15 protein-coding genes and 1 pseudogene are annotated in these 12,405 nt (G+C 61.7%); 5 read left to right on the plus strand and 11 right to left on the minus strand.

What is annotated here, in order from left to right:
• The first annotated feature begins 6 nt into the window (after positions 1–6).
• From BJG93_RS33600 to BJG93_RS33610, 3 genes are all read left to right on the plus strand, one after another.
• Positions 7–573, plus strand: coding sequence for a single-stranded DNA-binding protein (locus tag BJG93_RS33600; RefSeq protein WP_027196651.1), 567 nt, complete (start codon positions 7–9; stop codon positions 571–573).
• Positions 574–821: 248 nt separating this feature from the next.
• Entirely contained in the window at positions 822–1,961 is a 1,140-nt protein-coding gene (locus BJG93_RS33605) for a primase-helicase zinc-binding domain-containing protein (protein WP_027196652.1), read from the plus strand.
• Positions 1,945–2,295, plus strand: coding sequence for a hypothetical protein (locus BJG93_RS33610; protein ID WP_231337703.1), 351 nt, complete (start codon positions 1,945–1,947; stop codon positions 2,293–2,295). Before BJG93_RS33605 ends, BJG93_RS33610 begins: the two co-directional genes overlap by 17 nt.
• Positions 2,296–2,362: 67 nt before the next feature.
• Here BJG93_RS33610 and BJG93_RS33615 read toward each other — a convergent pair whose 3' ends face one another.
• The 4 genes from BJG93_RS33615 to BJG93_RS33630 all read right to left on the minus strand — a co-directional run bounded on the left by BJG93_RS33615 (position 2,363) and on the right by BJG93_RS33630 (position 4,255).
• On the minus strand, positions 2,363–2,617 hold the full coding sequence (locus tag BJG93_RS33615) for a hypothetical protein (protein WP_027196654.1): 255 nt from the start codon (positions 2,615–2,617) through the stop codon (positions 2,363–2,365).
• Between the two features lie 18 nt (positions 2,618–2,635).
• Positions 2,636–2,773, minus strand: a complete 138-nt coding sequence (locus BJG93_RS33620; protein ID WP_167544180.1) for a hypothetical protein — start codon at positions 2,771–2,773, stop codon at positions 2,636–2,638.
• A gap of 103 nt (positions 2,774–2,876) precedes the next feature.
• A complete protein-coding gene (locus BJG93_RS33625) occupies positions 2,877–3,242 on the minus strand; it encodes a hypothetical protein (RefSeq protein WP_051374357.1) in 366 nt (121 codons plus the stop codon).
• Entirely contained in the window at positions 3,239–4,255 is a 1,017-nt protein-coding gene (locus tag BJG93_RS33630) for a PRTRC system protein D (protein ID WP_027196655.1), read from the minus strand. The genes BJG93_RS33625 and BJG93_RS33630 overlap by 4 nt, the downstream gene beginning before the upstream one ends.
• 1,149 nt (positions 4,256–5,404) lie before the next feature.
• Here BJG93_RS33630 and BJG93_RS33635 point away from each other — a divergent pair.
• On the plus strand, positions 5,405–6,547 hold the full coding sequence (locus BJG93_RS33635) for a phage integrase N-terminal domain-containing protein (RefSeq protein ID WP_027196656.1): 1,143 nt from the start codon (positions 5,405–5,407) through the stop codon (positions 6,545–6,547).
• 163 nt (positions 6,548–6,710) lie between these two features.
• Here the strand turns inward: BJG93_RS33635 and BJG93_RS33640 are convergent, their stop codons facing one another.
• The 7 genes and pseudogenes from BJG93_RS33640 to BJG93_RS33670 form a co-directional block, all read right to left on the minus strand.
• The gene (locus tag BJG93_RS33640) at positions 6,711–7,382 is read right to left on the minus strand and encodes a Lar family restriction alleviation protein (protein WP_027196657.1); all 672 of its coding nucleotides are present in this window, start codon (positions 7,380–7,382) and stop codon (positions 6,711–6,713) included.
• A gap of 98 nt (positions 7,383–7,480) precedes the next feature.
• Positions 7,481–8,341, minus strand: a complete 861-nt coding sequence (locus tag BJG93_RS33645; protein ID WP_027196658.1) for a phage Gp37/Gp68 family protein — start codon at positions 8,339–8,341, stop codon at positions 7,481–7,483.
• A 12-nt stretch (positions 8,342–8,353) separates the two neighbouring features.
• Positions 8,354–8,887, minus strand: a complete 534-nt coding sequence (locus BJG93_RS33650; RefSeq protein WP_231337704.1) for a hypothetical protein — start codon at positions 8,885–8,887, stop codon at positions 8,354–8,356.
• A gap of 31 nt (positions 8,888–8,918) precedes the next feature.
• On the minus strand, positions 8,919–9,242 hold the full coding sequence (locus BJG93_RS33655) for a hypothetical protein (protein ID WP_027196660.1): 324 nt from the start codon (positions 9,240–9,242) through the stop codon (positions 8,919–8,921).
• Positions 9,243–9,333: 91 nt separating this feature from the next.
• Positions 9,334–9,834: a hypothetical protein gene (locus tag BJG93_RS33660; RefSeq protein ID WP_051374358.1), complete on the minus strand. Its 501-nt coding sequence runs from the start codon at positions 9,832–9,834 to the stop codon at positions 9,334–9,336.
• Between the two features lie 72 nt (positions 9,835–9,906).
• Positions 9,907–11,145, minus strand: a pseudogene (locus BJG93_RS33665) (DUF1173 family protein).
• A gap of 68 nt (positions 11,146–11,213) precedes the next feature.
• Complete coding sequence (locus tag BJG93_RS33670) at positions 11,214–11,573, minus strand: hypothetical protein (protein ID WP_034478954.1); 360 nt, start codon at positions 11,571–11,573, stop codon at positions 11,214–11,216.
• Between the two features lie 571 nt (positions 11,574–12,144).
• Here BJG93_RS33670 and BJG93_RS33675 point away from each other — a divergent pair.
• Positions 12,145–12,396 carry a hypothetical protein gene (locus BJG93_RS33675; RefSeq protein ID WP_231337705.1) on the plus strand — a complete coding sequence of 84 codons (252 nt, stop codon included), beginning with the start codon at positions 12,145–12,147 and terminating at the stop codon, positions 12,394–12,396.
• Positions 12,397–12,405 lie beyond the last annotated feature (9 nt).

The raw sequence follows: 12,405 nt of genomic DNA on the forward strand, positions 1-12,405 counted from the left end.
ATCAGAATGGCATCTGTCAACAAGGTGATTCTCGTCGGCAACCTGGGCGCAGACCCTGAAGTCCGATACCTTCCAAGCGGCGACGCAGTGGCGAACATCCGTCTTGCGACGACCGATCGTTACAAGGACAAGGCGTCCGGCGAAATGAAGGAAGCCACGGAATGGCACCGGATCGTCTTCTTCGGCCGACTGGCGGAAATCGTTTCAGAATATCTGAAGAAGGCCTCGTCGGTGTACCTGGAAGCGCGCATCCGCACCCGCAAGTGGCAGGCGCAGGATGGCACTGACCGCTACTCCACGGAAATCGTTGCCGAGCAGATGCAGATGCTCGGCGGCCGCAGCAGGGACGATGGCGGTGACTTCGAAGAGCGTGGCAATTCGCGCTCCAGCCGACCCGCGTCGGTCTCGCGTTCCAGCGATTCGCATGCGCCGGGGAACGTCGGCACACGTGCGCAACCTCCGCAGCCGTCTCATGGCGGCGGTGGCGCTCCGCGTGGTGGTGGCTTCGACGACATGGATGACGACATTCCCTTCGGGCCGGCCTATCCACGCGCGGCCTGGTCGTTGATCTGATCCCGCAAAGGCTCACCGTTATCTGATTCTTCTCCCGTAACACCTCACCATCGCTACGGCACGCATGCGGGCGTGTCGTGCGACGGACCTTCTGCCCAGGCCGTTCACGCCTGTCTTCTTTGTCCATCCAGCTATCACGTCTGCTGAAAAAAGCCGCCCCGTCGCGCGCGGACCGCTTTTTTGAGCACGCGTTCTTGCGCCTGTCTCAGGCACCGACCTAACCCACTCAACGCAAAGGAGAGTGATCTATGACTGTAAGAGGAAGAGGGCTGTCGCCCGAGCAGTACGAGTGGCTTCAGCGAAAGCTCGCCGGATTCCAGCTTTCTGCCGAGCAATGGATCTCGCTCCTTGTGAGCTATGGCGTGCCTGCGGACCGTCTCACCGGCAACGCATGCGCATGCCCTGTATGTGGCGGAACCGACCGCTTCACCTATGACAACAAACGTGGGCGGGGCGACTGGGTATGCCGTCATTGCGACAACGGTGATGTGATGGCGGGCGACGGCCTTCAGTTGATCACACGCCTCAACCGGATCGGACTGTACCGGCTGATGCGTGAGATTGACGGCGGTCCCGCGCCGCGGGCGACCCGGCTTCCCGGCGTTGCCGAAGTACCCAGGCCGAAGCGCAAGGCAAGCCCGCAGTTCATTGCGAGGCGTCTCACCTCAATGTGGGATGCCGCGAAACCCTTGGCCGCAGGTGACCTGGTGATGCGTTATCTGGGCGCTCGCGTGCCCGGCTTGCGCGTTGCACCGTCGCCGGCGCTGCGGCTCGGCATGCTGGAGTACCGGCACGAGAAGAAGGTAATCGGCAGCTGGCCAGGCATTCTCGCGCGCTTCGAATTGCCCGATGGACGCCTCGGTACGCTGCACCGGACATTCCTTGAACGATCGGCACCGTCAAAGGCGCGGATCGTTTCGTCCGACGGCGAGATCCTCGACGCGAAGCTCAACGACATGACACTGAATCAGCTTGGCGGGGGAGCCGTGCGTCTGATGGAGCCAGTCAATGGCGAAATCGGTGTCGCGGAGGGTCTCGAGACGGCCTGTGCCGCTCACATGCTGTTCGATGTGCCGATGTGGTATTGCCTGAACGTCGTGCTGCTGCGCCAGTTCGTGGTGCCCGAAGGTCTGGGCATTCGCGTCGTGCACATCTTCGTTGACTACGATGCGGTCGGTCCAAAGACCGGCAAGTCGGTCGGTGTAGCGGGTGGCGTCAAACTGGCGAAGCGCCTGAGGGCCGAAGGGTTCACCGCCATCGTTCACCGGCCGCGCGTGCGCGGAACCGACTTCGCTGATGAGTGGCTTGCATGGTGCGCGAACAGGGTGCCGTCGCTGGAGGCGCGTCGCGGCATCGGGGAAGCTGCCCGGCTTGCCGCTGCCGTCTGAAGCATCACAGCAGTTTTTAACGCGGCGTCAGCCGCAATCTTTTACCTTGCCCGGTGGGGATATTCCCCACCGGGGAATGTCACGTCGGGCTATTTTTCTGGAGAAGAAAATGCGCCCGTTCAAGGTTCTCGTGGGTGGTTTTGCGATCGTTGCGACCAACGGTGCGGAAGGTGGCCGTCAGCCGGTAGGCAAGTCGGATGCTGTCGCCTTTGACGTAATAGACCGCAAGGCCGCAGGCAATACGAAATACGCCAGCCGCGATCAGACGTTTACCGATGCGTGGGACTTTTGCACACGCCGTCTTGCTATCGTTGCAGCCAGCCGGCCGCATTGATAACCCCTGAAACAACAGCGGCTCCCAAAAGGGAGCCGCTTTTTTTTTGTCTGTAGCCTGTGGTCATTCAGGATTTCAAGATCGCCAGGCATACCACCGTAACGATGGCGAAGACTTTCCACAGCCTCCACACCTCGCTCGCCCACACCGCTCCGCCCGCACCAGTGAGCAGCACCACGACGCACAGGTCCATGTTGACGTGCATGTGGGCGAGCCATGCGCCGAAGACCCATAGTGCGACGCTGGCGATGAAGATGACTACGCGCCGCAAGAAGAACGGCAGCGCCATGAAATTCGTGTAGCAGACCGACAGTCGATCCATAGCTCACTCCTCCGAGAACTACTTCAACAGGTGCTGCACGAGATCCAGGCTGTTCCAGCCCGCGATACCAGAAGCAACCAGCGTTGCGATAAAGAGCCACGTGCGCAGTTCGTTGAGCGGCAGGCCGCCCCGTACGATTTCGATCAGTTCGAGCATACAACCTCCAGTTGGTGTTGCACCGGTGCAAGGCGCGTCGCGCCATGAACACCGATGCGATGACCCATCTTCGCACCACCACGCCAAACTCAAGTCGCCACGCTCAGATGAACGAGCTGAACGCATCGGCTATTTCATTGATGTCGTAACTGCGCACAGGGCCGCCATCGTTGGATTGAACCTGACTCTGTTGCGTGTCGACCGTGGCTTCTGGCACAACGTTTGGTGCCTTTTCCGGTTGACGCAGGCGCGCGGCCGCGGGCCGCGCCTCCGTGGTAACGGTGACAGCGCCAGCAAAGGAAGGCGCTGCTTCCATGCCTGCCAATCCTTGCCCGCGTAGGGCAGCCTCCGCAAGAGAACGAAGTAGGGCGGCACGCTCCCTGTATGACGATGTCCGGCTCAGTCGTGCATGCAGAAGCGGCGTGGTCACCGCGTCGATGACCAGCTTCATGTCGAACTTCTCGCTCATGCTTTTGCAGCAGCGCGCTCGCGCGTGAGGCCAGCTTCGCCGACGATCAGAAAGCCCTTTACGTTCGCCATGCAGGGCGACTCGATGACTTCCAGCATGACGCGCGGGAATGCCTTCCGGATGGCGGGCACATACAGGGGACCGGCGCCCCCCGACAGGATGATCGATCGCGCATTCGTCAGTTGCCCGACGTTGTTCTGCATTTCCTTCACGATACCGGCGATGACCGGTTGTGACTGTTCCAGGTATGGGTCAAGGTCGATGTCGTTGCCATAGAAAAAGAATGGCTTGCGCTCGCGCAACGCCTTGTCAATGCGTTCGATGTCCTCGACCTGTTCGTCCTGGTCGCGGGAAATGAGTGCCGCGATGCGCTGATAAATCTGCGATGCGCCGCCCGGAATACCGTCGCTTCGCTTGTCGTCCATCGTGAAGCCATTTGCATAGACCCAGTCGGTCGTGAAATAGCCAACGTCGATGACGAGATGTGCGCTGTCCCGACCGAACTCGCTCTGGCGGTTGGCCGACGCAGCGACGAGCGAGCCCAGCGGCTGGGGGATGACCACGACCTTGTCGACGGTAACCCGTCCTGCGCCGAAATCAAATGTGCCTGTGAAGCGGTCACGCAAGGCGCTTGAATATTTCTTCATGTTGTGGACCGGCAGGCCGAGCACCAGGCGTTCGATATGTGTCACGCCTGCGAAGTGAACAGCGCCGGCGAGCAGGGCCGCGTAGTTGTCGGAAAAAACGAAATCATTCGACAGGGCGCGGCCGGTATTGCCGTAAGCGGCAGTCAGGGACACGTCGGGGCCGACCTCATACTCGATCTGGTCGATAACAATGGTCACGACCTTGCGCGACGCGAGCACGCTGTCGCCGTAGCCGGACAGCGCGCGGCTTGCAGCGAGCGGCGCGAGGGAGGGGAACATCCCCGTCGCGATGCTGCCGCTGGCCGCGCGGTGAGCGTACTTGGTGTTGCCATAGCCGACGTCGACTGCGAAGACGGAAGTTTTCAAGGTGACTCCATTCGATATGAGTGGTCCGGGCCAAAGTGACAGAAAACTGACAGATAAGTATCAGTTTGAGTTGCCGCATCGACTTGGGGGCCGACGAACTATCCGATATCTGACAGACAAGTGTCAGTTTGGATGGCTCGACGGGGTTTGCTGGTCAAACTGACACTTTTCTGTCAGTTCTGCCTGGTTTCAGTCTATCGAGCGCCCGTCAAAGTCAAGTCAGCAAAGCCAGCGGGTTCTGCGCAGCTTTCGGGCGACGCAGGCGCTCATATCGTCGCTATGCTTGGCTCACCTACCGCGTCGATGACGCATCGAAACAGAGTGCAAGGCACTCGCACGTCCATACCTTCGGGCCCGCAATGGGCCAAAACACAGTAACTGACCGGGCCGCACAATGAAGCGGCCTTTTTCTGAATCAGATCAAGTCCACAGTGGTCCACCATGAGGACCACCGGACAGTGCGATATCCATACGATTGGCGGCGGTTTGCCGCGATGTGACGCAATGAGGACATGTGGAGAGACCGGACACCGGACACTTTTCGCATGCTCATCGGCGTCTTCACACGCCCTTACAGCGATGGCTGGGTGCGCTCACGAAGCCCGATACACCGCGGTGGAGATGAGCGACTTGGGGGCGGGGGAAGTCTTGCGGGGCGGCACAGACCGGAGCACCGCGATTCCCTGACGGAAGAGGACACGGCGCGCGCGGCCGTACACAAACGCGTATCAGGTATTGCCCGGCCCGTAGCGAGGGGGCGTCACCGCGAAGCGGCGAACGAACCCGACGCGCGAAGCGTCACGCTGGCAGGGTAGCCACGAAGCTGCATCAGGCGGGATGACCCGCGCAGCGCGACGGCAGGGATGCCTCGCGAATACGTCGGTGGCGTTTCGCGCGAAGCGCAATGCACGCCGGCAGGCAGCAGGTTGGACAGTCGGACGGCATGCTCTTCCCATGCATCTGGCTGATCGGATGGAATCGCTAAAGGAACGGAAGGCAGGACCCCGACGCCGGGGAAACGGCGAAGCCGCACAGGCGGCGAAGAAAGGACAGCCCGCTGGTTCGGGTCACGGCATCAGGTAGGGGTGCTGCGAACCAGCGGGCGCGGGGCAACGATACTGCGGCGGGGTCGCCGCGCGGAGCGTCATGATGGCCGCCATTCTCAACGTGCGCGCAGTGGTGAAAAAATACAGATTCGCTCCCGAGTTCAGGGATGCGCTGCTCGCTCTCCTCGATACTCACGTCACGCAAATCCACAGCACCACCCGAATCAGTCACAAAGCTCTGTCGGTGAAGACGCAGGAACGGCGGGCGAGCGCGCTGTGCAAGTCATTCAGGGAGTTGCGCAATCACGGCTATACGTTGCAGACGCCGTGGTCTCTGAAGCACAAGCACGTCGAATTTCTCGTCACGTACTGGGTCGCGGATGGCCAGAGCGGCGGGACGATCGAGAACAAGCTGACGTACCTGCGGGCGATCGCGCAATGGATGGGCAAGCCGAAACTGGTGCGAACGCTGGCGGACTATGTTGACCGGCGCGAGCATGGTCTTGTGCGCAGCTATGTCGCCACAGAGGACAAGTCATGGGAGGCGCACGGCATTGATGCAGCAGCGAAGATCGAGGAGATTGCCAGGACGTGCCCCTATACGGCGGTGCAACTGAAACTGCAGGCGGCGTTCGGTGTGCGCGTCGAGGAGAGTTTCATGTTGCGGCCGGTTGAGGCCGTGCGCAATCCACAGATGCTTGCGGTCGTACGCGGCACGAAGGGCGGTCTGCCGCGCGAGGTGCCGATCGAGTCGAAGATGGCGATTCTTGAAGAAGCGGCGCGTCTCAGCAACGGAGTCACGGGCTCGACCGTGCCCGCTGACCGGACGCTCAAGCAATGGCGTGACTGGTATTACTACGTGCTGGAAAAGCACGGGGTGACGAAGGCGGGTCTGGGGATCACGAGCCACGGCTTGCGCCACGCCTACCTGCAATCACTCTATGAGCGGACAGCAGGAACGCCGGCGCCGATCAAACGGGCGGGTGAGCGCCCCGATCCGCAGTTGCATCAGCAGGCGATGCGCCGAGTCGTTCAGGCGGCCGGCCACAGCCGTGTGACTAAGGCGAACGCGTACCTGTCGACGTTCGCGAGACAGGAGCGGCTACAGAAGAAGTTGCCCACGGTGGAGGAAGTGCGCGAGGCGCTCATGAGTGCCGACGGCAACAAGAGCCACGCGGCCGCGGCTCTTGGTATATCGCGTCAGGCGCTCTATCGCATACTTGGGGGCGGGAGCAGGCGTGATTGAGCCGGTGCAGTCGGGCAATGAAACGGAAATAGAGCTGTCATACGCCTGCTCCTGAGTGCTGCGCGTGACGCACAATGGAATTTCTCTCGGCTTCTGGCCGCGGCCTTCCGAAAGCGCCAGAGCACTTTGACAACCGGCTCCCGAGCCGGTTTCCCCCCCCCGGCTACCAGCGATCGCGGTCCGGCATTGCGTCGACAGCCAGTGCGATGCGGTCCTCAAACAGACACTGGTCATGCTCGCTGGGCGAAGGGATCTTCGGAAACTGCACGTATCGTTCTCCGTCAATATCGACCCACTTCGCCAGTTGCACCAGCTTCCGGTAGCGCGCAGCGTCCTTCAGCACAGGGTCGATCGGCCAGCTGTCGATCGTTGAGACCGTGGCGTCGACGAGCCTCCGGGCGAGCATCGCGAACAGGGGACCACGCGTTTCCCAGTCTTCGTCATTGGCGGCGAGCATGTTAATCACCATCTGCGAATCACAGGCGCCAAGCTCTTTCTCGATCAGGTCGCGAAGATCACCCTCGTTGATCCTCGGGCGGGTCAACCGGCGATTCCAGATATGGCCGCACCGGGTCATCGCGGCCTTCTCGTCCTTGCCCACCGGCAACCACGGGGTCGACATGCCGCAGTCATTGCAGTAGATGCAGACCAATTTTTCAGTTTGTGGAGCAAACGCGGGGCGGGGCATCACATCGCCGATGACGGGCGGGCCGGCGTGACGGCCGTATTTTCCATAGTCAAAGGAAGAGGCACTGGTTTCCGCGACAACCCGTTGCGAAAACCCAAGGGTGCCGCGGCCGCCGCAGTGGTCGCAGGGATAAAGTTGTTCGTACATTGTCCGGATCTTCGCGCCATTGGCTGGAGATGTTTCCAGGCATTATCGTTGGTCATGGGTCGCGCGAAAAGCCGATTTACAAACGGTAAGGCGCCGCTTCAGGTATGAAGAATTGGTTCAGGGAAAGCATCGTGCACCCGGCCGTCGAGTTCGCGACCGGCGGCCTTTTTGCCGATCCGGCCCACCGGCTGTTCCGAGGGCCTCGAGCCGTGAGCCCATTCGCCCCATTGCTTGAAGAAGAACGGGACCTCCGCGGCAGCGCACTGATCGCGCAGCGAGCGTGCCCAATCGAGATGCATCGGCCGGGCGCCACGTCCGCTTTCGCCACCACCAATCACCCAGTCCAGCGCCTCGAGGGCGTTGGTGTGATCCCGCCAGTCACTGCTCGCGAACATGCCTTCGAAGCTCACGGGGCCCAGAAGAGGCTCCATCGAGAGGAAGCGGACATGGGCGGGCACCGCAAGCAGCTTGGGGATGTCACGGTCGGCTTCCGCCTGATTGACGATCGTTGCGCCGAGCCAGACGTTGTCACGGCCCGCAAGCCAATCGCGCGATCGCGCGCGAGCGACCATGTCGGACACATTGCCGATGCGCTTCGTAAGCAACAGCCAGTTCAGGTTCGGCGTGCGCTCGATCAGCTCGAACAGATCGTGGCGCCATAGCGGATCAACCTCGTTGTCGAACACGTCGGCGAGCGAGGCGCAGAACACGCGCTGCCGGCGACCGTGCTGCGCGAAGAACTCATCATGCCGCGCATTCCACTGCAGCGGCTTGCGCCAGTTCGCGGCGGAGGTGCGGCGGCGTGGCGCGCCCGGGCCCCAGTTAATCGGCGTGCCGCCGGCAAAGCGCGCGTTGCGCGTCTCTGCGTAGCAGTGGTCGCAACCCGGGCCGACCTTCTGGCAGCCTTCCCAGGAATTGAACGAATGGTCGGTCCATTCGATCCTGCTGTTCTGGCTCATGTCGTCTCCCGCTCAGACACATTCGGTATCGTGGGACAGTAACGCGAGCGTTCCGCACCGGCGGGCGCTCTTTTCGATGGCGTCGAGCCACGGCAGGAAGACATCATCGCCGAGATCGCGCGGCGCGGCTGCCGGGACGATCAGATGGTCCATCTGCGTGCCTGTCGAACTGATCGCGGCGCGTGTATTCGCGTCGGGCACCGCCCAGAAGTACCAGCGCTGGACAAAGTACCACCAGGTCTTTGCGCGCTCGAGCTCCGTCCACGTCGCGCTGAAGTCGAGAACGGATCCGATGCTGCTGAAGAACACACAGCGCACACCAGTCGAGCTCGCAGCAGCGACGACTATGTGGCGGCCCGACGAGAGGGATGCGGGATCGTGGCAGGCGCAGGCCAGGGCGGGGTATCGCCCGAGCCAGTCGAGCGAGCGCGAGATCGCGCGTTCAAGAAAAAAGGTTTTCCCAAGCATGGATGACTCCGGTAGTTGGATAGCCCGATCGGAGACCGGGCGTGCAGTTCCATCTTGCCCTTCGCAGCGCGAAGTCAAGCTTCCCCGTTCGTGATGGCGAGCCGGTCTGCTACCGGGCGCGCAGTCGTTGTCCGTCGACCCACGCCTTGCGAAGCGCCGCCCTGATTGTTTCTGGCTCGTTGGGAAAGTTGAGCTGCACCCATTCGTTGCTGAGCAGGCGCTCATCATCTGTCCAGTCGTTGCCGTCACCATCCCTCTGTTCCTCGAATGACGCGAGCGCGTTGTCGACCCGGAGCCGGATGGCGCCCAGGCGTTCCTGCAGCACGATCAGCCACTGGCGCACAGAATCTCGGCGACCGGTGAGAACGAACGGCGACGCCGCATAGCGCGTCAGGTTCAGGATGTCCTGGATTACCTCGGATATCTGTAGCACGTGCACTCCTGTTCGGTGGATAGAGCGGCTGGAAGTCCAGAGTTTTCAGTAGGAGGAACGGAAGTCGAAGCCGTGATCCCAGCGCGCCTCTTCAGTCCGCAGCGCCATAGCGATACCGGCCAAGCAAGGAGTCGTACCGCTTGTATGCGTCGATCCAGTTCGTCGCAAAGGCGCGACGCGCTTCTTCGAGACTTACATCGCCGTGGCACACCCCCATATAGAGGGCGAATTCCAGCTCGTCCTTGCGATCGGCGTCCCATACGGATTTGCGAGGTTCCGGCCACAGGTTGCGGGGATCAGTGGGATGGCCACCAAGGCTCAGCGGGATCAGGTGGTCTTCCTCGTAGTCGCGAGGGCTCGTGTCCGCGTATCCGTACTGCCTGATCTGAATTTTCTTTAGCTGGTTCGTATAGAACGCTGGCGGGCGAACCGTCTTTGTCCACCCCCTCGAACAGACAGTGCTGCGGATGTTGCGCTGCGTGAGGTCCGGGTTAATGGCGCCTGGCGTCAAGACTGGATCAGGCACATCACCGGCAAGACATCGAACCGCTGTCACCATCAACGTTGACGCAACCAGTGCTTTCATCTTCATGCCGGGTTTCCTGTTTGTGTGGTTGATCTGCGTGCCGGGCGCGGGGCGCCCCGGCAGCCACGTACGTCCAGGTTAGCGCGACTGCTGCGAAGTCAAGTCTCGCGCGGCGGCCGGCGGCGGAATGCGCACGCGCGAGAGCGGATCGCGATCGACGTCCCATTCGACCGCTGGAATGCCGCGCGCGAGCCTGAGCGCCCGTTTCTTCTCCTTGCGCGCTTCGTACGACTCAGGGCCGTTCCTCCCGTAGACCTCGATATGCGTCTGCGTGCTGGTGTCGCGCAACACGAAGTCGGGCAGCATGTCGTCGTCTGCGGACAGTCGAATGGGTTTCACAAAGTCGCGTCTCTCAGTGACAAGCCTGTTGGCCATCGCCACTTCGTGAATTGAATCGCACGGTATGAACGCGGATGAGCAGAGCATCGCAGCGAGATCGGCGAGCTTGAGGTGAGCTTTCGGCGTGCGTTCAACGAGCAGAAGACCGACGACCCGCGCGGACCGGTCGCCGATAGCTCGCCACGCGTGCGACCAGGTACGCGAGGCGTGTTCGATCAGGCTCGAGGTTGCGTAATACCTGCGCGCGCTCTGCCTCAGGCTGATTGAGTGGCCGTACTGGGTGTCCGCGAGTTCGTTCACTTCTCCGATTACAAGGCCCCGCCGCGTGCTTTTGCCGTCGGTGCCGAGTCGCGCGAGGAATGCATCAAACTCTGCGTTGATGGCGGTCCGGTCGGCTTCGTCGTAGCGCCGCATGATGTGAAGGACGTTCTGTGCATCGGCCCCGTTGATGGTTGCAGTTCCCACCTTGGCAAGCAGTTGCGCGTTGCATTCGCCCCAGTGTCGAGCAGGCTTTCGCCCTGACCACTGGTTCAGGCCTGCCTCACACCAGACTGTTTGGAGGAAGGCGAGCAGGGTCGCCGAACGTCGGCTGGTGCGACCGGATTATTGAGCCGGCGTGCCGCGCGAACCAGACGTTACTTCGCGCACAGTAAGCGATGCGTTGAGTCGCACGTTCAGGCCGGCGGGCGTCGCGATAATCGCTGCCTTGCTGTCGCTACGGCCGGCGGGCTTCGCGGTGCTCGGATCCTTGTGGAACGCGCATCCGGTTGCGTGCCGATGGCCGTCATCCGGCCAGCCCGCCAGGTGAAGAAGCGTGCCGTAGCGCCGGATCACGAGCTGCAATGGATGGTTTGCACAGAGGCAGACCGCATGCCCGGGGGAGATCTTCGCGCGCTCAAGGCGTTTTACATAGCGCGCCGGGTTTTCCTGAACGTCCGCAAGTGGGAACGTACCACCATCGAAAGACACATTTTGCATGGCTGTCCACCATAGAAAATGGCCGGGTCGTGGCGGCCATGTTGATCACTGGGCAATGGGCTTCGCACTCATGGTTGTCCATGAAGGGAACGGGGCCACGAGGCCTGAGACATGCCGGCTGCGGGATGGTATTCGCGGCCTGTCGCGCGGTCGGTCAGGAACCAGTTGCCGTTGGACAGCCGCACGACGTGACAGCCGGGGAAGCGTTGCTCCATGACCGCCTGTTCACGCCGCATGCGCATCGTGCGGATTTCGCCAACAAGTGCGGCGACGGCCGCGGCGATCGCGAGCGCCAGGATGCCGCCTGCGATGCAGGCAGCCGGAACCCACGAGGCCCAGTGACGGGCAATGGAGACCGTCTGCAGGACGCGGTAGAGCGCGAGGAAAAACAGGCATGCGACAGCCGGGACGAAAGCGAATTCGATCATGTTGTTGGCCGAGAGGGCGCTGGTGACAGGGCGCCCGAAGCGAGTTCGCACCTGCAACTGGACGCCTCAGCGGTGCGTGCTTTCGCGCATAGGAACTATTGTCAGACCTCACGTCACAGCCAACAGGCGCAAAAGCAAACGCGTTCAGGGCGGCTTTCGGAATCAGCTGGACGGTCAATTCCGGCGAAAGCTGTATGGTTTGGTCGAGCTTTCCGGATTAAGGCCGTCAGCCGGCTGACGACGGGGCTAACGTCCGGTTGCGCATGCCTGCGGATTGGACAGACGCGCGACCGCCTTCAGGGGCCGCACACGCCATGGGAAATCCACAGGTTTATCCAGAGAAACTGTGGATATCTTTGCGCGAACGACGTGCGGCTCTTGTCCGAAAGCCGTATGCATTCCACGGTCATTCCGGCTTGAACGTAGCGCCATTGCAGCTACCATCGACTCATCAACCGCGTCACTGACGCATCGATCGAATGCCCGCGACTCGCGGGTCATTCTTCGTTTACCCAGACGGGAACACTCCCGTCCGGGCGTGCTCTCCCGTCGTTCTTGAAAGGGAAGCACCATGTACACAGCACTTGTTCAGCAGTTCAAGGACGCACAGGCCAAAGCGGCGGCTGCCTATCTGGAGGTCAGTGCAGCAGAGACAGCGCTCTTTCCGGGCGACGGTCAGTATTGCTACCGCGCTGCAGAATCCCGATCCGACTACAAGACGGAGCGGGAACTGAGCGATTTCTGCAATCGGCTCGCCCATGTGCTCGTGCGAGAAGCTGTTCGACGGTTCTCGCCCGGGGGGGGGGCGGCTGGAGATCGATGACCGCAAGGA

Origin of the sequence: Paraburkholderia sprentiae WSM5005 (assembly GCF_001865575.2) — a bacterium.
GTDB classification, from domain to species: domain Bacteria; phylum Pseudomonadota; class Gammaproteobacteria; order Burkholderiales; family Burkholderiaceae; genus Paraburkholderia; species Paraburkholderia sprentiae.

Coding starts and splice junctions, on each gene's coding strand:
- BJG93_RS33600 (WP_027196651.1), top strand. CDS start 7: ATGGCATCTGTCAACAAGGTGATTCTCGTCGGCAACCTGGGCGCAGAC.
- BJG93_RS33605 (WP_027196652.1), top strand. CDS start 822: ATGACTGTAAGAGGAAGAGGGCTGTCGCCCGAGCAGTACGAGTGGCTT.
- BJG93_RS33615 (WP_027196654.1), bottom strand. CDS start 2,617: ATGGATCGACTGTCGGTCTGCTACACGAATTTCATGGCGCTGCCGTTC.
- BJG93_RS33620 (WP_167544180.1), bottom strand. CDS start 2,773: ATGCTCGAACTGATCGAAATCGTACGGGGCGGCCTGCCGCTCAACGAA.
- BJG93_RS33625 (WP_051374357.1), bottom strand. CDS start 3,242: ATGAGCGAGAAGTTCGACATGAAGCTGGTCATCGACGCGGTGACCACG.
- BJG93_RS33635 (WP_027196656.1), top strand. CDS start 5,405: ATGGCCGCCATTCTCAACGTGCGCGCAGTGGTGAAAAAATACAGATTC.
- BJG93_RS33640 (WP_027196657.1), bottom strand. CDS start 7,382: ATGTACGAACAACTTTATCCCTGCGACCACTGCGGCGGCCGCGGCACC.
- BJG93_RS33645 (WP_027196658.1), bottom strand. CDS start 8,341: ATGAGCCAGAACAGCAGGATCGAATGGACCGACCATTCGTTCAATTCC.
- BJG93_RS33660 (WP_051374358.1), bottom strand. CDS start 9,834: ATGAAGATGAAAGCACTGGTTGCGTCAACGTTGATGGTGACAGCGGTT.
- BJG93_RS33670 (WP_034478954.1), bottom strand. CDS start 11,573: ATGATCGAATTCGCTTTCGTCCCGGCTGTCGCATGCCTGTTTTTCCTC.
- BJG93_RS33675 (WP_231337705.1), top strand. CDS start 12,145: ATGTACACAGCACTTGTTCAGCAGTTCAAGGACGCACAGGCCAAAGCG.